Annotated in this window: 19 protein-coding genes and 1 pseudogene; 8 read left to right on the top strand and 12 right to left on the bottom strand. The window is 68.7% G+C overall.

Features of this window, described 5'->3' with window-relative positions:
• The 5 genes from ACQ86L_RS15235 to ACQ86L_RS15255 form a co-directional block, all read right to left on the bottom strand.
• A complete protein-coding gene (locus tag ACQ86L_RS15235; protein WP_434316163.1) occupies positions 1-1707 on the bottom strand; it encodes an amylo-alpha-1,6-glucosidase in 1707 nt (568 codons plus the stop codon).
• Position 1708: 1 nt separating this feature from the next.
• Complete coding sequence (locus ACQ86L_RS15240; RefSeq protein ID WP_434316164.1) at positions 1709-2527, bottom strand: carbohydrate ABC transporter permease; 819 nt, start codon at positions 2525-2527, stop codon at positions 1709-1711.
• A complete protein-coding gene (locus ACQ86L_RS15245) occupies positions 2524-3498 on the bottom strand; it encodes a carbohydrate ABC transporter permease (RefSeq protein ID WP_434316165.1) in 975 nt (324 codons plus the stop codon). Before ACQ86L_RS15245 ends, ACQ86L_RS15240 begins: the two co-directional genes overlap by 4 nt.
• A 31-nt stretch (positions 3499-3529) precedes the next feature.
• On the bottom strand, positions 3530-4780 hold the full coding sequence (locus ACQ86L_RS15250) for a sugar ABC transporter substrate-binding protein (RefSeq protein ID WP_434316166.1): 1251 nt from the start codon (positions 4778-4780) through the stop codon (positions 3530-3532).
• Between the two features lie 122 nt (positions 4781-4902).
• Entirely contained in the window at positions 4903-5298 is a 396-nt protein-coding gene (locus ACQ86L_RS15255; protein WP_434316167.1) for a substrate-binding domain-containing protein, read from the bottom strand.
• Between the two features lie 33 nt (positions 5299-5331).
• Between ACQ86L_RS15255 and ACQ86L_RS15260 the strand changes: the two genes are divergently transcribed.
• On the top strand, positions 5332-5583 hold the full coding sequence (locus ACQ86L_RS15260) for a hypothetical protein (RefSeq protein WP_434318986.1): 252 nt from the start codon (positions 5332-5334) through the stop codon (positions 5581-5583).
• A gap of 191 nt (positions 5584-5774) precedes the next feature.
• Here the strand turns inward: ACQ86L_RS15260 and ACQ86L_RS15265 are convergent.
• Together ACQ86L_RS15265 and ACQ86L_RS15270 are read right to left on the bottom strand one after the other, a co-directional pair.
• Positions 5775-5879, bottom strand: a pseudogene (locus tag ACQ86L_RS15265) (LacI family DNA-binding transcriptional regulator); the annotation flags it as partial.
• Between the two features lie 162 nt (positions 5880-6041).
• On the bottom strand, positions 6042-7064 hold the full coding sequence (locus tag ACQ86L_RS15270) for a LacI family DNA-binding transcriptional regulator (RefSeq protein WP_434316168.1): 1023 nt from the start codon (positions 7062-7064) through the stop codon (positions 6042-6044).
• 225 nt (positions 7065-7289) lie between these two features.
• Between ACQ86L_RS15270 and ACQ86L_RS15275 the strand changes: the two genes are divergently transcribed.
• Positions 7290-10646, top strand: coding sequence for an RICIN domain-containing protein (locus ACQ86L_RS15275; RefSeq protein ID WP_434316169.1), 3357 nt, complete (start codon positions 7290-7292; stop codon positions 10644-10646).
• A gap of 68 nt (positions 10647-10714) precedes the next feature.
• Here ACQ86L_RS15275 and ACQ86L_RS15280 read toward each other — a convergent pair whose 3' ends face one another.
• Complete coding sequence (locus ACQ86L_RS15280) at positions 10715-11056, bottom strand: hypothetical protein (protein WP_434316170.1); 342 nt, start codon at positions 11054-11056, stop codon at positions 10715-10717.
• Positions 11057-11233: 177 nt separating this feature from the next.
• Here ACQ86L_RS15280 and ACQ86L_RS15285 point away from each other — a divergent pair, with 177 nt between their 5' ends.
• Positions 11234-11773, top strand: a complete 540-nt coding sequence (locus tag ACQ86L_RS15285; protein ID WP_434316171.1) for a hypothetical protein — start codon at positions 11234-11236, stop codon at positions 11771-11773.
• Between the two features lie 835 nt (positions 11774-12608).
• Here ACQ86L_RS15285 and ACQ86L_RS15290 read toward each other — a convergent pair.
• Positions 12609-13496, bottom strand: coding sequence for a helix-turn-helix transcriptional regulator (locus ACQ86L_RS15290; protein WP_434316172.1), 888 nt, complete (start codon positions 13494-13496; stop codon positions 12609-12611).
• Positions 13497-13598: 102 nt separating this feature from the next.
• Between ACQ86L_RS15290 and ACQ86L_RS15295 the strand changes: the two genes are divergently transcribed.
• Genes ACQ86L_RS15295 through ACQ86L_RS15310 form a run of 4 tightly spaced genes read left to right on the top strand, consistent with a single transcriptional unit; the run spans position 13599 to position 16244 of the window.
• On the top strand, positions 13599-14012 hold the full coding sequence (locus tag ACQ86L_RS15295) for an MFS transporter (RefSeq protein WP_434316173.1): 414 nt from the start codon (positions 13599-13601) through the stop codon (positions 14010-14012).
• Positions 14013-14056: 44 nt separating this feature from the next.
• Positions 14057-14863 carry an MFS transporter gene (locus ACQ86L_RS15300; RefSeq protein WP_434318906.1) on the top strand — a complete coding sequence of 269 codons (807 nt, stop codon included), beginning with the start codon at positions 14057-14059 and terminating at the stop codon, positions 14861-14863.
• The gene (locus ACQ86L_RS15305; protein WP_434316174.1) at positions 14851-15900 is read left to right on the top strand and encodes a zinc-dependent alcohol dehydrogenase family protein; all 1050 of its coding nucleotides are present in this window, start codon (positions 14851-14853) and stop codon (positions 15898-15900) included. Before ACQ86L_RS15300 ends, ACQ86L_RS15305 begins: the two co-directional genes overlap by 13 nt.
• Positions 15897-16244 (top strand): carboxymuconolactone decarboxylase family protein, encoded by a 348-nt coding sequence (locus ACQ86L_RS15310; protein ID WP_434316175.1) that lies wholly within the window; start codon positions 15897-15899, stop codon positions 16242-16244. Before ACQ86L_RS15305 ends, ACQ86L_RS15310 begins: the two co-directional genes overlap by 4 nt.
• 6 nt (positions 16245-16250) lie before the next feature.
• On the opposite strand, the gene ACQ86L_RS15315 is transcribed toward ACQ86L_RS15310, so the two are convergent.
• Positions 16251-17198, bottom strand: coding sequence for a carbohydrate kinase family protein (locus ACQ86L_RS15315; RefSeq protein ID WP_434316176.1), 948 nt, complete (start codon positions 17196-17198; stop codon positions 16251-16253).
• Positions 17199-17358: 160 nt separating this feature from the next.
• Here ACQ86L_RS15315 and ACQ86L_RS15320 point away from each other — a divergent pair, with 160 nt between their 5' ends.
• Positions 17359-19899 carry a GH32 C-terminal domain-containing protein gene (locus ACQ86L_RS15320; protein ID WP_434316177.1) on the top strand — a complete coding sequence of 847 codons (2541 nt, stop codon included), beginning with the start codon at positions 17359-17361 and terminating at the stop codon, positions 19897-19899.
• Positions 19900-19962: 63 nt separating this feature from the next.
• Here the strand turns inward: ACQ86L_RS15320 and tatC are convergent, their stop codons facing one another.
• Positions 19963-20718, bottom strand: a complete 756-nt coding sequence (gene tatC, locus ACQ86L_RS15325; protein ID WP_434316178.1) for a twin-arginine translocase subunit TatC — start codon at positions 20716-20718, stop codon at positions 19963-19965.
• A complete protein-coding gene (locus ACQ86L_RS15330; protein ID WP_434316179.1) occupies positions 20715-21011 on the bottom strand; it encodes a Sec-independent protein translocase subunit TatA/TatB in 297 nt (98 codons plus the stop codon). Before ACQ86L_RS15330 ends, tatC begins: the two co-directional genes overlap by 4 nt.
• Positions 21012-21021 lie beyond the last annotated feature (10 nt).

A 21021-nucleotide genomic window follows, 5' to 3' on the forward strand; every position in this document is an offset into this window, starting at 1 on the left:
TTATGCGGCCTCGGCGCTGCGCTGAGCGGCGTCGGAACGCAGCGTCAGGTAGGCTGCGGCCGTCCAGCTGTAAGCGCGGTCGCGCAGACCCGCGCCGGTTCGGGCGTCGAAGTTCTCCGCGAACCCGGAGGTCTCGCAGAGCGCGCGGAAGCGTGCGCTGATCTCGTCGGCCAGGACAGTGCGCCCGGCCCGGCGGAGTCCGTCCTCGATGAGGGCGGTGGACGGCGCCCAGATCGGCCCGCGCCAGTACCCGTCGTCCTCGTACGCGGGGGAGTCGACCGGTTCGGTGGCCAGTCCCCACTCGGTCAGGTGTCCGGCGATCCGCCGCTCGAGCACGTCGGCGATGTCTCGCGGGAGCAGGTCGCCCAGCACGACGGGGAGGCAGGTGAGGAGGCTGCTCGCCGGGGCGGGCTCGCCGGTTGTGACGAGTCGCGCGATGAAGCCCTCGCCGGTCCAGAGCTCCTCGAACAGGGCCGTGCGCAGCTCCGTTTCGGCGGACTCCCACTCGAACGTCGAGCGGTCGAGCCGCCGCCCGAGTTCGCGCAGCTCGCGCAACTGGAGGATGAGGAACGCCGCGAGGTCGGGCGACTCGATGACGCTCCCGGCGTCGAAGGCGGTCGAGTTGTCCCAGCCGCTGTCGTTGCCGTGCTGGTAGTACGGGAGTCGGTGGCCGGGGCGGCGCCGGTAGTCGAGCCAGAAGCGCGTCCAGGCGCTGAGGCGCTCGTAGACGGTGGTGAGTTCGGCCTCCGAGTAGGCATCGCCGGTGCGGCGGCGGAGCTGCGCGAACGCCCAGCCGTGGACGGGCGGCTTGACGAAGTTGTAGAGCACTTCGGAGTGCGTCACCGAGTCGGGGATCGCGCCGACGGCGTCCTGGTGGTCGAAGGGCACGAGGAACTGGTCGAGTGCGGCCCGTGGGTCGGCCTCGGCGAGGGCGATGGCATTGAAGCAGTGATCCCAGCTCCACACCTTGTCCATCCAGTGCTTGGACATCAGGACGGCTTCCCGCCGGATGAACCCGGCCGGAGCGACCGTCGCCGACCACAGCACGTACGCCGCCTTGATCGCCCCGTCGTCGGCGTCGGCGCCGTGCAGAGCACCGAGGTACTGCGCGAACTCGTCCCGTCGCTGATCGGCGACCTCGTCGAACCCGGCGGAGACGTCGGGTCGGGGCGAGGCGGTGCCGATCTCCTCGAGGAGCACCTCCCACTCGCCGCCTGCGCCGAACTCGACCGACCTGGTGCCCTGCCGGAGCGCGCCGGCGCCGGTGACCAGCGGGGAGCCGTCGACGATGGTGAATCGGTATCGCCGGCCGGACTCGTAGCTGGTCAGGGTGAGGGAGGAGTCGACGGGGTCCTCGAAGAGGTAGCCGCCGGTGAACGGCGTGAGGTCGTCACCGGCGTCGAACCGCAGACTCAGCCCCCGCCCGCGGAAGCGGATGCCGTGAGTGGAGGCGAACACCGCGTGCGCCTCTCCGTGCGCCGTCCGCCACGAGAGTGTCGCCGGCGTGGCGTGTACGTGCGCTCCTGTACCGCGCGCTCCGACAGGCACGATCCGGAATATCGGATGCATCCCGCCGGTGTGGGTGACCAGATGCACATCCTCGGAGGTCCGGTGCAGGCCGACGACACGGGAGAGGTCGATCCAGGCGCCGCGCAGGGAGAAGGGGATCTCGCCGATGTCGAAGGCCAAGTCGTCCGGGAGCGTCATGTCAGTCCTTCACCGCCCCGGCGGTCACGCCCGCCGCGACGTACTTCTGGGCGATGACGAGAAGGACGGCCGCCGGGATGGAGGCGACGACGGCGGTGGCCATGATCGCGTTCCACTCCTGGTTGTTGTTGCCGATGTATTTGTAGATGCCGAGCGTGATGGTCTGCAGGGTGCCTCCGCTGTTCAGCGTCGACGAGAAGATGAAGTCGGACCACGCCCAGAGGAACGCGAACAGCGAGACGGTGACGATCGCGTTGCGGCTCACCGGGAGCACGATCGAACGGAAGGTGCGCCACGTGCCCGCTCCGTCGATCTTCGCCGCGCTCATCAGCTCATCGGGGATGCCCGACATGAAGGCCGAGAAGATCAGCACACCGAACGGCACGGCCAGAGTCGAGTCCGCGATGATCAGGCCCCAGACGGTGTTGAGGATGCCGAGGTTCAGGTAGATGGCGTAGAAGCCCATCGCCATGATGATGCCCGGGATCATCTGCGCGATCAGCAGCACGAAGTTGAGCGCCCCACGGCCCCTCGGGCGCAGCTTCGCGAGCGAGAAAGCGGCCGGAGCCGCGAGGGCGACGGTGAGTACGACGGTGCCGAGGCCGATGAGCAGGCTGGTGCCGAGGTACGGAAGCTGCTGGCTCAGCACGGCCTGGTAGCCCTCGAAGGTGGCGTTCACCGGGAAGAGGTTGGGCGGGCTCTTGCGCATCTCGGTCGTGGGAGTGAGCGAGACGTTGATCATCCAATAGACGGGGAACAGCATGATCAGGGTGAGCACCACCCCGACCACGGTCTTCCACCACGGCCGTCTGCCGGTCATGAGATGTCCTGCTTTCGCTGCGTGCGGATGTAGATGATGCCGAAGACCAGCGCGATCACGATCAGCACGTTGCCGACCGCTGCCGCGGGGCTGAAGTCGGGAAGCGTGGAGGCGAACCCGAGCTGATACGACCAGGTCGCGAAGGTCGTGGACGCCGTGCCGGGGCCGCCCCGGGTCATGATCCAGATGATGTCGAACACCTTGAGGGTGTAGATCAGGCCCAGCAGCAGGGTGATCGCCGACACCGGCTTGAGGAGCGGGAAGGTGATGCGCCAGAACTTCTGCCAGCCGTTCGCCCCGTCGAGGGCGGCGGCTTCGTAGAGCTCGGTCGGGATGTTCTGGAGGCCCGAGTAGATGATCACCAGGTTGAACGGGATGCCGATCCAGATGTTCGCGATGATGACGCTGGTGAGAGCCCAGTCGGGCGAGGTCAGCCAGTTGATCCCGGGCAGCCCGACGGCCTCCAGGAAGGCGTTGACGACGCCGGAGTCGCTGTTGAGCATCCACGACCAGGTCGAGGCCGACACGATCAGGGGAAGCAGCCACGGCACCAGGAACAGGGCTCGCAGAGTCGCGCTCAGCCGGAAGTTCTGGTGGAAGAACACGGCGAGGGCCATCCCGATGGTGAACTGGAACGCGATGGAGATGATGGTGAAGAGCGCGGTGTGCAGGAACGCCGGACCGAACGTAGGGCTCTGGAAGACCTTGACGTAGTTGTCGAAGCCGACGAACGGGGCGTCGCCCATGACGAACGAGCGCACCGTGTAGTCGCGGACGCTGAGCTCGATGTTGCGGTACAGCGGGTAGGCGTAGAACACCACGAGGTAGATCACGACAGGTGCGAGGAACGCCCACGCCGCCCACTGGCCGGTGCGCCTTCTGCGCTGCCGGGACCGGGGCGGGGTGGCGTCGCCCGCCACCCCGCCGTGGTCTCTGACAGAACCGTGCGGCGCTGTCTGAATGGTTGTCATCGGTTTGCCTTACTCGGGTTGTGCGTCGGTGCTACTTCGTCGCGGCCGCCGCGGCCGTCTGGGCGGCTTTGAGGGCGTCCGCGGGGGACTGCGAACCGCTCAGCGCATTCTGCACGGCGCCCCAGAGCTGCTGCGAGATCTTCGGGTACTTCGTGCCGAGGTTGTCGCTGGTGCGGCCCTTCGCCGCGGCGACGGCGTCGACCCAGGGCTTCAGCTCCGGGTTGGCAGCGACCTGCTTCTCCTGCGCGGCCGAGGTGGGCGCGATGTAGGAGAGGGTGGTGTCCGTCTTCACGAAGCTCTCGGTGCTGGTCAGGCAGTCGGCGATCTTCTTGGAGGTCGCGTAGCGTGCCGTGTCCTTCTGCACCGGGATCGTCATGAACTCGCCGCCGGTCGGCGCCGGTGCGGAGCCTCCGTCGATGCCCGGGATGCTCAGGATGCCGTAGTCGATGCCGGCCTTCTTGACGTTGCCGAGCTGCCAGGTGCCGTTCTCGCCGAAGGCGAAGTCACCGGTCGCGAACTCCTGCCACGACGTGGTCTGGGTGTTGTTGATCACGGAGTTCGGGGCGTAGCCCTGCTTCACCCAGTCGGTCCAGAGCGACAGCGCCTGTACGGCCTTGTCGGAGTCGAGCTTCTTCAGGTCGGCGCCGGAGCCCCAGAACCACGGCAGGAACTGGAAGCTGCCCTCTTCGGTGCCGATGGCCGAGAAGGTGATGCCCTTCTTGCCCGCAGCCTTCACCTTGGCCAGGGCGGCGGTCAGGCCGTTCCAGTCCTTGATGGTGGAGACATCCACGCCGGCGGCGCTCAGCACGGCCTTGTTGTAGTACAGGGCCAGCGTGTTCGCGCCGATCGGGACGCCGTAGGTCTTACCGTCCAGCACGCCGGCGGCCAGGATGTTCTTCTGGATGTCGGAGGTGTCGAGCTTGTTCTCGGCGGTGGTTGTGAGGATGCCGGCCTCGGCGAGCGTCGAGACGACGGGGTTGTCGACCAGGAGCAGGTCGGGCGAGCTGCCCTGCTGCCCGGCGAGGAGCGCCTTGTTGGTGAGGTCGCTCGTGTCGAAGCCGGTGCGCTTGACGGTCACGCCGGCGTCCGTGCCGCACTGCTCGACCAGCTTCGTCCAGTCGGCGGATGCGTCGAACTGGGGGTACGGGTCCCAGAACGTGTAGGTGCCGCCTGCGCTGCTGGTGGAGCCGGGGCTCGAGCTGGAGCAGGCCGATACGCCGCCGATCACGGCGGCCGCGAGCACGGCGGCGCCGATGAGCCGCGTGCGCTTGTTTGCGATCACAGTATTCCTCCTTGAATCGTGTATTGCTGTTCGGGTTCCGCGGGAGCGATGCTCTGCTGCGTCGTGGGGATCGGGTTACTCGGTGCTCCCGCGGATGGTGAGTTCGGGTGCGACGAAGCGCGTCACCGGTGCTCCTGCGAGCTCGGGCGACGCGATCCGGCGCACCAGGTGCCGGACCGCTTGCTGGCCCAGCTGATCGGGGAGCTCTCGATCGCCGTGTACGGGAGCGAGAAGGCTCGACCGAAGTCTTTGGAGTAGAGGCTGACGACCGATAGGTCCTCGGGCACGCGGGTTCCGCGCGCCGCGAGCACGGACGGCAGCGCCGCGATCGTGGCGTCGTTGTGCACGATCAGCGCGGTGGCGGTCGGGCGGGCGTCCAGGATGGCGTTGATCGTCTGCCCGATGGCCGGCTGCTTGGATTCGCCGTAGTACGGGTGCATCTGCAGGCCGTACCGGGCGCCGCGCTCCAGCGCCGCGTCGCGGAAGCGCCAGCCGTAGGCGCCGCCGCGGTCGAACACGTGCCGGGGCGGGGAGACGACGATGATCTCGCGGTGGCCGAGCTCGTGGAGGTGGTCGACGAGGATGCGCGCCGACTCGCCGAAGTCGAGGTCGAAGACGTCCAGGCCCTCGGTGTGCTTCGGCAGGCCGACGAGCGCTCCCGGCTGGGGGCGGCGCGCAGGGTGTCGAGCCGCGGGTCCTCGTGGATGACGTCGAGCAGGACGACCCCGTCGACCATCCCTGCGCTGGTGACCCGGCGGAGTGCGGCGGTGGCGTCGGCTTCGGTCACGAGCAGGATGTCGTAGCCGAGTTCGCGCGCGGTGTCGGACACCGGGAGGACGTACTGCAGCATCGCGGGCGCGAACTCGTCCTGGTGGAACTGGGTGAGCAGCCCGATCACCATCGTCTGGGACGTGGCGAGGGCCCGGGCGCCGGCGTTGGCGGTGAAGCCGAGGGAGGTGATGGCTTCGTCGATGCGGGCACGGGTGGACGGCGAGATGGGCCGTTTGCCCGACAGCGCATAGGAGACGGTGCTGGGCGACACGCCCGCGTGGCGGGCGACATCCGTGATGGTGATGGCCACCGCGTCTCCTTTCGTCATCGAACCGGTTCGATAACTGTAGCGACGGTTGGAGGCGAACACAAGTCGAAGCGGTTCGATAATTCTGCGGAGTGCCCGCCCTGCTTCAGCCGCCGTGCGAAGCCGGTCGAGGCTGCTGGACCTTCTCCGCGGCCCGGTCGCGCAGCCGGCCGGCGGCGGGAGTCACTCGGACGGCACCGCGCGGGTACTGTCCCGGTCGACCAGGCTCGGCTCGATCAGGCGGACCATCGGGGCACCCGCCGCCTCCGGGTCGGCGATCCGCTTGACCAGCTGACGCACGGCCAGTTCTCCCAGCCTGTCGGGGGAGGTCTCCACCGCCGTGTACGGCAGCGAGAACGACTGGCCGAACTCCCGGGAGTACACCCCGATCACCGAGAGGTCCTCCGGTGCGCGCACGCCGCGCGTGTTCAGGTACGAGGGCAGTGCCGCGACGGTCGCGTCGTTGTGCACGATGAGCCCGGTCGCGGTCGGCGAGGCGGCGAAAGCGGCATCCAGCGCGGCGTCGATGCCGGGCTGCCGGGAGTCCCCGTAGTGCGGGGCGATCCGGATGCCGTAGCGCGCCGCACGCTCGATCGCCGCGTCGCGGAAGCGCCAGGCGTACGAGCCGCCGCGGTCGTAGACGTGGCGCGGCGGCGTCACGAGCACCAGCTCCGTGTGCCCGAGCCCGGCGAGATGATCGACCGCCAGTCGGGCCGCCTCGCCGAAGTCGAGGTCGTACGAGTCGAAGCCGGTGCTGTCGCGGGCGTACCCGATGAGCACCGCCGGCTGCGGCGCCTCGCGCAGCGGGTCGAGACGGACGTCGTCGTAGGTCACGTCCAGCAGCACGACGCCGTCGACCATGCGCGAGGAGGTCGTGCGCCGCACTGCCTCGACGAGATCCGTGTCCGTCACCATCAGCAGGTCGAACCCGTCTTCGCGGGCCGTCGTGGACACCGGGAGCACGTACTGCAGCATGGCCGGCGCGAACTCGTCCTCCTGGAACTGCAGGTAGAGGCCGAGGACGTTGGTCTGCGAGGTGGCGAGGGCGCGTGCGCCGGCGTTCGGCGTGAAGCCGAGCTCGTCGATGGCGGCCTGGATGCGGGCGCGCGTCTCCTCCGAGATCATGCGTTTGCCGGAGAGGGCGTACGACACCGTGCTCCGCGACACGCCGGCAGCGCGGGCCACGTCGCCGATCGTTGCTGCCATCAGTCCTCCGGTCAGGGTTCGCTCATTGTTTCACGGCGCAGCGGCGTCCGCAGCGGCGCGGGCGACGCGAATCAATCGAATCGGTTCGCCGGATTTTCTTGACGGTTCGGCGATCAAGGGTCTAACTTGCAACCTGTGTGAATCGAACCGGTTCGATTGCACGACCTCGAAGACCGCCTCACTCTCGCGGCCGCTTCATCACTGATTGAGCAATGGAGAACAATCATGTCTGACACTCGGTCCGATCGGCCTTCCACGCCGATCCGGGGCGACGATCCCTCGTCCCGCCGCTCCCGGACAACGCGCCGCATCACCGCGACCGTCGCCGGATTCGCCCTCGTCGCCGCGGGAGGGGCGCTCACCTCGGCGTTGCCCGCGGCCGCCGCCCCCACCGCCGCCTCGACCCTCACGGTCCAGGCCGACCAGCCCTTCCGCCCGGTGTCCCACGTGGCCACCGGTTCTCTCTACGGGCTCGCCAACGCCACGACTCCCTCCGACGCTCTGGTGCAGGCGATCAAGCCCACCGAGTTCGTCATGAAGCCGATCGGCGGCAAGCAGCAACCCACCGGCGACATCGGACAGACCTGGCAGAAGGCCGACGCGGCAGGCGCGAAGGTCGTCGACCGGCTCGCGGACTACTACCCGGGCTGGCCGTACCAGTTCAGCTGGAGCAACTGGGACCAGTTCGTGACCGACCAGATCCAGCAGGTGAAGGCCTCCGGCATGACGAACCTCTCCGCGTACGCGCCGTGGAACGAGCCGGACGGCACGTGGCTCGCCTCCAACGGGACGTTCGAGGACTTCTGGACGCACACCTACCGCCTGATTCGCAGCCAGGACGCGACGACGCCGATCCAGGGACCCAGCTTCTCCGACAACATCAGCGACATGCAGAACTTCCTGAACAACGCCGTCGCGACGAACACGGTGCCCGACGTGCTCGCCTGGCACGAGCTCAGCAGCTCGTCGAAGATCGCCGGCGACGTCGCCAAGGTGCAGGCGATGGAGGACGCCCTCGGCATCCAGCGTCGACCCATCGACATCGAGGAGTACGCCGCCCCGGCCGAGGTCGGCATCCCGGGCTCGCTGGTCGGCTACGTCGCGAAGTTCGAGCGGCTGGGCATCCGTGACGCCGAACTGGCGTTCTGGAACCAGTCCGGCGCGCTCGGCGACCTGCTCACCGGCCAGGGCGGCAGCCCGAACGGCGCGTACTGGCTCTACAAGTGGTACGCGGACATGAGCGGCGACATGGTCACCACCACCCCGCCGGGCAACAACAACTTCGACGCGGCAGCCGCGGTCACCTCCGACAAGAAGGAGGTCGACGTCATCACCGGCGGCGCAGCCGGTACTGCGGGCATCCGCATCGCCGGGCTCGACAAGCTGGCGGTCGGCTCGAAGGTCAACGTCAAGCTCGAGTTCACGCCGTCGTACGGCAGGACGGTCGCCGTCGCCGGGCCGACGACGATCTCCAACACCACGTACCAGGTCGGCGCCGACGGCTCGATCACCGTGCCTGTCGTGATGAACCCGGCCTACGGCTACCACCTCGTCGTGACGCCGGCCGGTGACACCACCGACCTGTCCGGCACCTACTCGATCACGAACGTCAACAGCGGTCTCGCGCTCGACACCCAGTCCGGCGGCACCGACGCCGGAACGGCCGTCGTGCAGAACACCGCGGCGGCCGGTGGCAGCGCCACCCAGACGTGGAAGCTCGTCGCCGCCGGGTCAGGCCTCTACAAGATCGTCAACCCCGCCACGGGTCTGGTGCTCGGCATCCAGGGCGCCGCGACGGCGACGGGCACGCCCGCCGTCGTGTGGGGCGACAGCGGCACGGACGATCATCTCTGGCAGGTCGTCCCCGACGGCAAGGGCGACTACCGGTTCGCGAACTACGGAACCGGGCTGGTCCTGGGAGTCGAGGGTATGAGCAAGACCGCCGGCGCCGGTGTCGTGCAGTGGACGGATGGCTCGGTCACCTCGGGCTGCACGGCGACAGGTCCTCGTCAGCCCGGCAAGATCGGCTCCGCTCTCTCGTTCTGCAACAGCACCGCCTACGCGCAGCTGCCGACCGGCGCGGTGAGCGGACTGACCGGCGACTACACGGTCTCGGCATGGGTGAACCCCGCGAGCAACGCCTCGTGGCAGCGCCTGTTCGACATCGGCTCGGGCAGCAACGCCAGCATGTTCGTGACCATCAACGACGGCACCGAGCTGCGCTACGCCATCACCACCAGCGGAGGAGGCGGAGAGCAGCGCCTGAACAGCAGCACCAAGACGCTGCCGCTCAACCAGTGGTCGCTCGTGACCGTGACGGTCGCCGGCACAACGGGGACGCTCTACGTGAACGGGCAGGTCGTCGCGACGAACGCGAACATGACGATCCACCCGTCGGCGTTCGGTCAGAGCACGAGGAACTACATCGGCAAGTCGCAGTACAGCGGCGACCCCGCACTGAACGCCACGGTCGACGACTTCAACATCTACAGCCGCGCGCTGAGCGCGGCCGAGGTGGCGACTCTCGCCTCCGGGCAGGCGGGAGCGGGCGACGTCGTCCACTACGCCTTCGACGAGGCCGGGGGCGCCACGCTGGTGGACTCGTCCGGCAGCGGTCGCAACGGCACCGTCGTGGCCGGCAGCTCGTCGACGACGAACACGTCGGCCACCGACGCGCAGACCGCCGACCACTTCTGGACGCTGCACGCGCTGGGCGCGCCCGCTGCGCCCACCGGTGCGTCGGCGTCGGCGACCTCCTCGGCCGTCACCGTCAGCTGGGCCACGCCGACGGACGACGGCGGCACTCCCATCACCGGATACCGGATCTACCGCGACGGAGTCGCCGACCCGGTCGCCACCGTCGGAGCCGACGCGACCTCCGCATCGGTCACGAGCGTGTGGCCCGGTGACACCGCGTCGTTCGGCGTGACAGCCGTCAACGCGGCGGGAGAGAGTGCCGAGTCGACCCTCAGCGCCCCGGTCACCGTCCCTGACGGTGCGACCAGCGCGCCCGGCAAGGGCGCGCTGTCGAACGACAACGGCTGGGACACCGGGCTCCAGGACGGCAGCTACAACGTCGTCATGAACCTCTGGTGGGGCGAGGAAGGATCGATCTACCGGCTCTACGAGAACGGGACCCTGATCGCCACCAAGCAGCTCACCTTCGGCGGCGTCGGCGCCCAGAACGTCTCCATCCCGGTCACGGGGAAGACGAACGGCACCTACGTCTACACGGCGGAGCTGGTGAACAGCAAGGGCACGACCGCGACGACGAGCACGACGGTCAAGGTGACCCAGGCGAACCCGGGCACACCGGTGCTCAGCAACGACGACCGGAGCGGCGGCGGCACCTACACCGTCACGGCCAACATGTGGTGGGGCACCAACGCGACCTCCTACACGTTCTACGAGAACGGCACGGTGGTCGGTCAGGGCGCCCTGACTGCGAACACGCCGAACGCGCAGTCGGCGACGCTGCCGGTCGCGGGCAAGGAGAAGGGGACGTACACCTACACTGTCGACTTCACCAACGCCGCCGGGACCACGACCAGCAAGGCGATGACGGTCACGGTCACCAAGTAGTACGACGCTGACACGAGCGGGGCCGGCGGTGACGCCGGCCCCGCTCCGATGTGCGGGGCGCCGCTCGCTCAGGTCGTGGGCCGTGCAGGCGAAGACGCGCTTGGCAAGCGAGCCCCGGCGGTCCGTCGCAGGATCTCCTCGACGGCGAGCAGCGCGACCAGCGCTGCCGCGACGGTCGCCAACGCGGCGACGGAGGAGAGGAGGGCGACGATCGGCGTGGCGAGCACGAAGAGTCCCGCGAGCGCGAGCCGTGTCGCATTCCACCGGCCGAGCAGGCGACGCGCGACGAATGCGGTGCCCGCCAGGTAGCAGCCCGCGCCGGCGCTGAGCGCGGCAGCGCCGAACAGGCCGAGAGCCTGTGCCTCTTCCACGTGGGTCATCGCCACTTCGAGCCCGAGGGCCATCAGCACGATGCCGCCGAATCCACATCGGACGCGCCCTGTCTTCTTTGTCTTGTGGGTCCACCTAGTTCGGGGCATTCTCTTCGGTCAACGACTGGTGGCACAGCCTCCCTCCCATTTGGCGTGAACCACGGAACTGCCTTAACTGAGGGGGTCATTGTGGTGGGCTGGCTGCAAGATTAGGGAGTGACCAAGGACTTCGGCAGTGCAGAATTGGATGCCATTGCAAAGCGAATGGTTGAGCACCCGACTCTTCGCGAAGCACGAGCAATCGAGGCATGGAGAGTCGCTGAGAATGTGGCGTCCCTCCCGAAAGCGGTTCATGACGACAGGCTTCCGCCCCTCATTCAGCAGGCATGTCTTGAGATGTTCTTCGTCCACGTTCGCGCGCTGCTTGAGTTCCTCGAGGTGCGAACTCCGAAGCGCTCTGACTTTTCGGCGCGAGACATCGCGCCCTCATATAGGTCGCCGACGGGTGAGGAACTTGCCGCGCTCAACGCGCGCTGGGAGCAAGCGAGCCAGCAAGTTCTCCACTTCTCGAAAAGCCGCGTCGACCACAGCCGACCATGGGAATCCCAGGTCGATGTCTCTTTCGAGGCGTTGACAGCGATCGCCGATGAGGTCTTGACGGTATGGGATCGCTACGCCGAGCTGGCTCGCACCCCGGCTGCGCCCAAGCGAGACGACTTCAATCTATTTCACGAACTACGAACCTCGCCGGACTAAAAGCGGAAGCGCTGGTCGACCGAAATCCGGGAAGGCGGTGCGAGGCTCTAGGATCCGGGGACGGCCGATCGTTCAGAGAGGCGATCGGGATTGCTGGGACTTCTAGGGTAGGTGCGATGTATGTTTTGGCTCGGCTCTCTCGCCAAGTCCCCTTCGTCCTCGTGAGCGCTCTGTGGATCGCAATACCGATCGGGGCGATAGCGACCGCTCGACCGCCAGCGGTAACCGTTACTGCCTTTGCGGCTGCGTTCTTACTGCTTGCCGTCGGGGTCCTCATCCGCGGATGGTCGAGGCGGCAGCAACTCCTGGCGGTACTTGCTGCGTCGAAGGCAGACAGGGCCTTTGGGGCACGACTGACGCGCAGGTCGTACACGGCAATGCAAGTACCGATCCGCGCTTCAGGCGCGTTCTACGAGGCGGCCATGCGGGTCTGGGTGACTGTCACGGGTGATTCGATGAGCATCTACTGCACGACGATGCGCGTCGGCGGAAGGGCCGTCTTGTTGGCCGACCAACTTCGCTTTCACGGCGCCCTCCCCAGTTCGGCGTCACGGCGACGAGTGGTCCTTTCATCGCGTGACTTCGGTGTTTTGGATCTCATCGTGTCGAAGGGACGCGCGCGCGTGCTTCGGGGTGTGCGACCCGCCTCGGATTCGTAGCCCTGGATATTTGACCCCGGAGCGCCCGCCACGCCTTTGATGGCAACTGCACTGGTCCCCCCGGGAGGCAGATCCGGGTACCCCGAGCGATTTGCCCACACTTTGCCCACACTTGGGCGAGATGACAGTGCTATCTATGAGATTTCAAATCCCTCCGTCTCCGCGGATAGCTGCGGTCACGTCTCCTCCACGATGGTCTGACGGGCCGCGGGCCGCTCCGCCGCCCACGAGGCGAGCAGGCGGAGCCGCTCGGCCGACGGTGAGCCGGGCTCGGCCGTGTAGACGAGCAGGACGTGGCCGGGTTCGGCGGTGATCGCGAACTCCTCGTAGGCGAGGGTGAGCTCGCCGACGACGGGATGGTGGAAGCGCTTGGTGCCTGCCCCGTGGGTGCGCACGTCATGTGCGCCCCACACCCGGCGGAAGGTGTCGCTGCGGGTGGACAACTCCCCGACGAGGTCCTGGAGGGCGGGGTTGTGAGGGTCGCGTCCCGCCTCCGCTCGCATCATGGCGACGCACATGTCGGCAAACAGGTCCCAGTCCGGATAGAAGTCGCGGGAGGCCGGGTCGAGGAATTGGAAGCGTGCGAGATTCGGTGTGCGCCCGCCGTCTCCGATCAACGGCGAGTAGAACGCACGACCCAGGGCGTTGAAGGCGATCACGTCCGATTGGGCGTTGCGCACCACGGCGACGCCGTCGGTGAACGCCTCGAGCGCCCAGTGCAGGCTGGGCCGTGCTGCAGGGCTGGGAGTGGCGCGCCGGCGGGGACGTCCGGAACTGGGGATGCCGTCGGCGGCCCTGGCGAGGTCGAACAGGTGGGCGCGCTCGGTGTCGTCGAGCTGCAATGCCCGGGCCACCGCGTCCAGGACTCCGGCCGAGACGCCCGCGATCGCGCCGCGCTCGAGCTTCGCGTAGTACTCGACGCTGACGTCGGCCAGCATCGCCACTTCGGAGCGTCGCAACCCCGCGACCCGTCGGCCCGTGCCGGCCGGCAGTCCGACCTGCTCCGGCGTGACCTTGGCGCGGCGCGACATGAGGAACTCGCGCACGTCCGCTCGATTGTCCATGTGTCTCAGGCTAGGCCGAGCGGCGTCCCCGAAGGATGCCCTGTCAGTACACCTCTCATCAGGGACTCCCTCCGGGCGGCCGGAGGCGGTGTGCTGGATGGCGTGACAGCCTCCCCTTCCCCCACGGTCCGGATCCCGATTCGCCGAGCGCTCGCGACGCTTCTGCTCGTGCTGACGGTGTTCGGCCCGATCTCGATGGACCTCTACCTGCCCGCGCTCCCGGCACTCACGGCAGAGCTGGGTGCCGCGACCTCGTTGGCGCAGCTGACGGTGACCGCGTGCTTGGTCGGCTTGGCCGCGGGGCAGCTCATCGCCGGGCCGTTGTCCGACCGGTTCGGGCGGCGCGGACCGGCGCTCATCGGAGTGACCGCCTACGTGGTCGTCTCGGCGCTGTGCGCGGCGAGCCCGACCGTCGAGCTGCTCATCGCGGCCCGCCTGGTGCAGGGGCTGGCCGGAGGCGTCGGCATTGTGATCGCCCAGGCTGCCGGGCGCGACGTGTACGAGGGGGCAGGCTGATCCGCTTCTACGGCCGGCTCACGGTCATCGGCGGCCTGGCGGCGATCGTCGGCCCGCTGCTCGGAGGCGCGCTCACGGCGGTGCTGGACTGGCGCGGCCTCTTCCTCGTGCTGGCCGTCATCGGAGCGGTCATCCTCGGCTGGGTGGCCGTCGGCCTCCCCGAGACACTGCCTCAGGATGCGCGCACCGGCGCGGGGTTCGCGGTCATCCGCCGCGACATCCGGCTGCTCCTCTCCGACCGGCGCTTCGTCGGGGCAGTCGTCGCGCAGGGCTTCGTCTACGCAGCGCTGTTCGCCTACCTGAGCGGTGCGACCTACGTGCTGCAGGGTGTCTACGGTTTGTCGCCCCAGGGGTACGCGCTCGCATTCGGGCTCAACTCGGCCGGCTTCATGGTCTCCGGGTACCTCGCCGGTCGCCTCAGCGAGAGCTGGAGCGTGTTGGGCACGCTGGCCGTAGGCCTCGCGGTCGCTGGGCTCGGCGCGGCCGGACTGCTCGTCGCGGGCCTGGCGCACATGCCGCTCGCCGTGGTGATCGTGTCCCTGTTCCTCCTCGCCGCGGGAACGGCCGTCACCAGTCCGCCCTCGACCACGCTGGCGCTCGCGGACTACCCGCAGATCGCGGGCACGGCCTCCTCGCTGCTCGGCGCCGCACGGTTCGCTTTCGGCGGCATCGCCGCGCCGCTGGTCGGCGTCGCCGGCGCCTTGAGCATCCTCCCCTTGGGCCTTGTCACAACGATCGCGGTCGTCGCGGCCGCCGTCGCGGCAACCGCCCTCCTACTGCCTTCGGCCGGGGTTGCAGCCCGGGCCGACACCCACCTCGCAACGGAAGGAACCCCCACATGCGTGGAGTGATCATGTACGCCCCTCGGGACGTCCGCGTCGAAGAGCGCGCCGACCCGACCGTCCTGGAGCCGACGGACGCGGTGATCCGCGTCGCGGCCGCCTGCATCTGCGGCTCCGACCTGTGGCCGTACCGCGGCACCGACCCGGTCACCGGCCCGACGCCGATGGGACACGAGTATGTCGGCGTCGTGGAGGAGATCGGCGACGACGTGCGGAACGTGAAGGTCGGCGACTTCGTCGTCGGATCGTTCTTCGCCTCCGACAACACGTGCGAGATCTGCCGGGCCGGCTACCAGTCGCGCTGCGTGCACGCGTTCCCCATGGGAGCGCTCGGTACGCAGGCCGAGAAGCTGCGTGTCCCGCTGGCCGACGGTACGCTCGTCGTCGTTCCCGGCACCCCGACCCCGACGCAGGTGCGCGGCCTCCTCGCCGCCTCCGACGTGCTCGGCACCGGCTGGTTCGCCGCCGTCGCCGCCGAGGCCGGCTCGGGTAAGACCGTCGCCGTGGTCGGCGACGGCGCGGTCGGACTGCTCGGCATCCTCGCCGCGAAGCAGCTGGGCGCCGACCGGATCATCGCGATGAGCCGACACGCCGACCGTCAAGCGCTCGCCCGCCGCTTCGGCGCGACCCACATCGTCGAGGAGCGCGGGGACGCCGGGGTCGCCGCGATCAAGGAGCTCACCGGCGGTCTCGGCGCGCACTCGGTGATCGAGGCGGTCGGCACGCAGGAGTCGATGATGCAGGCCATCCGCGCGACCCGGCCCGGCGGCCACGTCGGCTACGTCGGCGTCTCGCACGACGTCGAGCTGCCCGGCCTGGAGCTCTTCTTCTCCGGCGTGCACCTGCACGGCGGACCGGCTCCCGTCCGCCGGTTCCTCCCTGAGCTGATCGCGTCGATCATGAGGGACGAGTTCGACGCCGGCGCGGTGTTCGACCTCACCCTCCCGCTGTCGGACGCAGCCGAGGGCTACAAAGCGATGGACGAACGCCGGGCCATCAAGGTCCTGCTGGAAATGGATGACGAGTACGAGGGGCGCCACGGATGACGAACACGACAGGGAACGGTTGGACCGGAGGACAGCGCGCCTTCGGCGACTTCGCACCAGGCCTCGTCCACTACACCGATCAGGTGCTCTTCGACGAAGTCTGGGAGCGACCGGGCCTCTCGAAGCGCGACCGCAGCCTGATCACTGCGACCGCCCTGCTCGTCGGCGGCAACACCGAACAGCTCCGCTTCCACCTGCGCTTCGCCGTGCAGAACGGTGTGACCCAGGAGGAGCTGATCGAGTCGATCACCCACCTCGCCTTCTACGCGGGGTGGCCGAGGGCGATGTCGGCCATGACGATCGCGAAGGAACTGTTCGCGACGGAGGGGAGCGCGCCGGCGTGATGCCGGCTATCGCCCCTGTCGCGCGCCGAGCTCGTCCGATGTCGGCGGCTCCGCTCCCGCTCGCGACACGGTGATCGCTGCTGCGCGTGCAGCGTATCCACCGGCCGACGCCAGCTCAGCCCGAGAGCCGTCACGCATAGCTCCCATTCCCGTTCCGAGGAACCAGGCCAGCAGCGCCGCCATGTAGCTGTCGCCGGCGCCGACGGTGTCCACCACCTGCACGACGATGGGCTCGATCGCGACCGTCGTGTCTCCCACGGTGAGGAGGGAGCCCGCGGAACCGCGCGTCACAGCCACCAGCGCGCCGCTGGCGGCGATCGCGCGTGCCGCCTGGTCGGCGCTCTGGTCCGGGTAGAGGAAGAGCGCGTCCTCGTCGCTGAGCTTCACAATGTCCGCCAGCTTCGCGAGTCGCTCGAATCGTGCCAGGGCTTCGGCGCGGTCGCCGACCAGGTCCGCGCGGATGTTCGGGTCGAAGCTGATGGTCGCTTCGCGGTGGAGTTCGGAGGCGAGTTGTTCGATCCTGTCCGCACCCGGCGCGAGGAAGGCTGAGATCGAGCCGATGTGCAGGTGGTGGACCGGAGGGAGCTCGATCCGTTGGGGGAGCTGCCAGCTGATGTCGAACTCGTACGTGGCCGAACCGTCCGCTTCGATCGTGGCTGAAGCACTGGAGGTCGTCGGGAGGCTCCACGACTCCGGGAGCAGAGTGACGCCGGCCTCGCCCAGTCGCGCGGCGATCGCCTCGCCTCTCGCGTCGCGGCCCAGGGCGGTCAGGAACGACGTCGCCACACCGAGGCGCGCGAGGCCGAGCGCGACGTTGGCGGGGGAGCCGCCGGGATGCTCGCGCGTCGTGCCGCCGAGGCGGATCACATCGATGAGCGCCTCGCCGGCGACCAGGACGCGGCGGGGGTCCGTGCGCGGGTCGAGGACATTCTCGGGCGATGTCGGGGTTGGCATGCGCGGAGCTGCTTTCTTTGCGGATTGACTTGACCTCCGGAGCCTGGCGTTCCAGACTGCGTACTGATCACTCTAACTAATACGTATTAATACGTCGAGCCCGACTTGTGGCCGCAACCAATACGTATTGGCAAAGCCTTCAGAGAGGAAGCGCACTTTCATGATCCGATCCCTCACGATCGCCACGGCCCTCGCCGTCGGCATCACCTTGACCGGGCTCGCCCCGACGGCGGTCCCCGCATCGGCGGCTCGGCCAGCAGTGGCGACCCAGCCGGCCACCCCGTCGCCCACAGCGACACCGTCGACCGCGACCACGGGCCTCTATCACGAGCCGTACCGCCCGCAGTTCCACTACTCCCTGCCGACCGGATGGATCGGCGACCCGAACGGGCTCGTCTACAAGGACGGCCGGTACTACCTGTTCAGCTACGGCACCTGGAAGGGCGCGGTGAGCACGGACCTGGTGCACTGGACGAACATCGACGTCACCGGCCCTGCGCCGGACCCCGGCGCCGGCGCGTTCTTCTCGGGCAGCGCGGTGGTCGACACGCAGAACACGAGCGGGTTCGGCACGGCGAAGAATCCGGCGATGGTCGCCATCTACACCAGCGTCCAGTCGGGCACGAACGTCGAGTCCCAGGACATCGCCTACAGCACCGACAACGGTCGGCACTGGACGCGCTATGCGGGTGACCCGGTGATCGACATCGGCTCCGTCAACTTCCGTGACCCCAAGGTGTCCTGGTACGCCCCGAAGCACGAGTGGATGATGTCGGTCGCGCTGAGCGATCAGTACAAGGTGGCCTTCTACACGTCGCCCGACCTCAAGACGTGGACGCAGGCGGGCACCTTCGGGCCGGCCGGCGCCACCACGGGGGTGTGGGAGATGCCCGACCTCTACCAGCTGCCCGTCGACGGGAACTCCCGGAACCAGAAGTGGGTGCTCAGCGTCAGCGTCGGCAGCACCGGCGTGCAGTACTTCGTCGGGGGGTTCGACGGCTCGACCTTCGTCCCGGACGGGCCGGCGACGTACACGCCTCCGGCGGGCACGGCGCTCGACGCGTTCCAGTCCGGGAGCTACGGCGACTGGACGACGACCGGCTCGGCCTTCGGCAGCGCGCCGGCGTCCGGCGCGCTGCCCGATCAGCAGCCGGTCAGCGGCGCGGGTGGCCGCAACTTCGTGGACAGCTTCAACGGCGGCGACGCCGCCACCGGCACGCTCACCTCCCCGGCGTTCACGATCGACAAGAGCCGGCTCAACTTCCAGGTGGGCGGAGGTGACAACCCGTACGCCGCGGGCGCGGTGCCGTTCGGGACGCTTCCGGCCGGGACGGTCTTCACCGACTTCTCCGGCACGTCGTACGATCCCGGCTGGACCACGACGGGCTCGTTCGTCGGCACCGGCCCGAGTCACGAGAAGCTCGGCAATCAGGTCAGCGCAGGGGTCCTCGACACCTGGGGGCCCGACGGCGACCCGAGCGAAGGCACTATCACCTCGCCCGCCTTCACCATCGGATCGCCCTACATCGACCTCCAGGTCGCCGGCGGCACGCATCCGATGAGCCAGCCGAACCCGACGGCGGTGAACCTCCTCGTCGGCGGCACGATCGTCGCCACCGCCACAGGCAACAACGCGGGGACCCTGGACTGGACGAGCTGGGACACCTCCGCGTACCAGGGCCAGCAGGCGCAGATCCAGGTGGTCGACCAGAACGACGGGTCGACCGGCTGGGGTCACCTCATGGTCGGCGACATCGTCCTCGCCAGCCAGAAGGCGCCCGTCTGGGACACCCAGACGTCCGTCGACCTGCTGGTGGACGGGAAGGTCGTCCGTTCGGAGACCGGCAGGGACAGCGAGAACCTCGACTGGGCGTCGTGGGATGTCAGCGACCTCCAGGGCCGGCAGGCGCAGCTTCAGATCGTGGACAACGCGACCGGCAGCTGGGGGCACATCCTCGCCGACGGCTTCACCCTGGCCGACAAGCCGGCGCTGAACCAGCTCCAGCGAGCCAGCTGGATCGACTACGGCAGCGACTTCTACGCGGAGAACACGTGGACGGACGCTCCCGGCGGCCGGCGGATCAACGTCGCGTGGATGAACAACTGGGCATACGCCTCGAACGTGCCGACGACGCCGTGGCAGGGAGCCGAGTCGTTCCCGCGGACCGAGTCGTTGCAGACGATCGGCGGAAAGGTCCAGCTCGTCCAGACCCCGGTGGACGCTTTGTCCGACCTTCGCGCCGGCCCCGTGTCGAACGTGCGGACGGTGACCGTCGCCGGCACGAAGACCCTTCCCGTGTCCGGAGCCGAGCTCGAGGTCCAGGCCCGCCTGACGAAGGGAACCGCGTCGACGTTCGGCCTGAACGTGAGGACCGGAGGCGGCCAGTACACGCAGATCGGCTACGACACGGCGGCGGGTGAGCTCTACGTCGACCGGACGCATTCCGGCGACACGGGTTTCAACCCGTCGTTCCCCGGCCGGGCTGCCGCGCCCGTCGCGCTGGACTCCCGTGGCGGGCTCGACCTCCACATCCTGATCGACGCCTCGTCCGTCGAGGTCTTCACGGGAGACGGCACCCGGGTGATCACCGAGCAGATCTTCCCCGACGCGGCGAGCACCGGCGTCAGCGCCTTCGCCACCGGCGGAATCGCGGGCATCGACTCGCTGCGGGCGTGGAAGCTGACGTCCATCTGGAACTGATCCGAGGCACGTGAGAAGGCTCCCCGCCCAGACCGGGCGGGGAGCCTTCTTCGTGCGCGGCGCCTAGAGCACCCGCGCGGCCAGCCTGCGATCGTGCAGCAACGCGACCGACCAGGCGAGGTAGTACAGCGCGATCAGCGGCCCAGCGAGCAGGAGCATGGAGATCACGTCGGCCGACGGCGTCACGATCGCAGTGAAGCCGAGGATGACGAGGAACGCGATCCGCCAGCCACGCAGGATCGACGCTGCGGAGAGCATCCCGAGGAAATTCAGCAGCACGAGGAAGACCGGCGAGACGAAGGCGAAGCCGGCCGCGACGACGAGCTTCAGCACGAACTGGAAGTAGTCGTTGGCCTGGATGAACGACGAGGATCCGTCCGCCGCGAACCCCGTGAGCAGGAGGACGATGTGCGGCACGATCAGCCAGCCGGCGACGCAGCCGCCGAGAAAGAGCGGCACGGCTGTGAAGAAGAAGCCGAACCCGTACTTCAGCTCCCGGCGGCTGAGGGCCGGGACGAGGAACGCCCAGACCTGATACAGCCAGATCGGGCTGGACGCCACGATGCCGATCGCGAACGCCGCCTGCATCCGCAGGTCGAACGCGCCGGTGATGGTGTCGAAGTTCAGCGCCGCGAGGCGATGCTGCGACGCTGCGGCCTCTGCGATCGGAGCCCGCAGCGCCGCGAGCAGGAGCGGGCCGAGGAACCAGCCGCCGACCGTCCCGGCCAGGAGCGCTGCGGCGGCTCGCACCGCGCGACGACGCAACTCCGACACGTGGGCCGCCAGCGACATCCGCGCGGTGCGGTTCGCGCGGGTCATGGCGCGTCCGGGGCCGACCGCTCGAGGGAGCGGGAGGCGGGTTCGGGCCCGGGCTCGGCGAGGAGCGCCTCGCGGATGATCCGCCGCGGGTCGTACTGCCGCGGGTCGTACCGGCGCCAGTCGAGGTCGACGGAGTCGCCGACCTCCTCGCGCACCTGTTGCTGTACGTCGTCGGCGAGCCTCCGCAGCGAGCGCACGAACTGGCCGAGCTTGGCCGCGTAGGCCGGGAGCCGGGTCGGCCCGATCAGGAAGGCGGCGATCACGCCGATCACGAGCAGTTTCTCGAAGCTCATGACAGCACGC

This window comes from Leifsonia sp. P73 (assembly GCF_051059105.1).
Classification (GTDB): Bacteria; Actinomycetota; Actinomycetes; order Actinomycetales; family Microbacteriaceae; genus Leifsonia.

Coding starts and splice junctions, on each gene's coding strand:
- tatC (WP_434316178.1), bottom strand. CDS start 20,718: ATGACCCGCGCGAACCGCACCGCGCGGATGTCGCTGGCGGCCCACGTG.
- ACQ86L_RS15245 (WP_434316165.1), bottom strand. CDS start 3,498: ATGACAACCATTCAGACAGCGCCGCACGGTTCTGTCAGAGACCACGGC.
- ACQ86L_RS15320 (WP_434316177.1), top strand. CDS start 17,359: ATGATCCGATCCCTCACGATCGCCACGGCCCTCGCCGTCGGCATCACC.
- ACQ86L_RS15330 (WP_434316179.1), bottom strand. CDS start 21,011: ATGAGCTTCGAGAAACTGCTCGTGATCGGCGTGATCGCCGCCTTCCTG.
- ACQ86L_RS15305 (WP_434316174.1), top strand. CDS start 14,851: ATGCGTGGAGTGATCATGTACGCCCCTCGGGACGTCCGCGTCGAAGAG.
- ACQ86L_RS15290 (WP_434316172.1), bottom strand. CDS start 13,496: ATGGACAATCGAGCGGACGTGCGCGAGTTCCTCATGTCGCGCCGCGCC.
- ACQ86L_RS15270 (WP_434316168.1), bottom strand. CDS start 7,064: ATGGCAGCAACGATCGGCGACGTGGCCCGCGCTGCCGGCGTGTCGCGG.
- ACQ86L_RS15315 (WP_434316176.1), bottom strand. CDS start 17,198: ATGCCAACCCCGACATCGCCCGAGAATGTCCTCGACCCGCGCACGGAC.
- ACQ86L_RS15275 (WP_434316169.1), top strand. CDS start 7,290: ATGTCTGACACTCGGTCCGATCGGCCTTCCACGCCGATCCGGGGCGAC.
- ACQ86L_RS15310 (WP_434316175.1), top strand. CDS start 15,897: ATGACGAACACGACAGGGAACGGTTGGACCGGAGGACAGCGCGCCTTC.
- ACQ86L_RS15240 (WP_434316164.1), bottom strand. CDS start 2,527: ATGACCGGCAGACGGCCGTGGTGGAAGACCGTGGTCGGGGTGGTGCTC.
- ACQ86L_RS15235 (WP_434316163.1), bottom strand. CDS start 1,707: ATGACGCTCCCGGACGACTTGGCCTTCGACATCGGCGAGATCCCCTTC.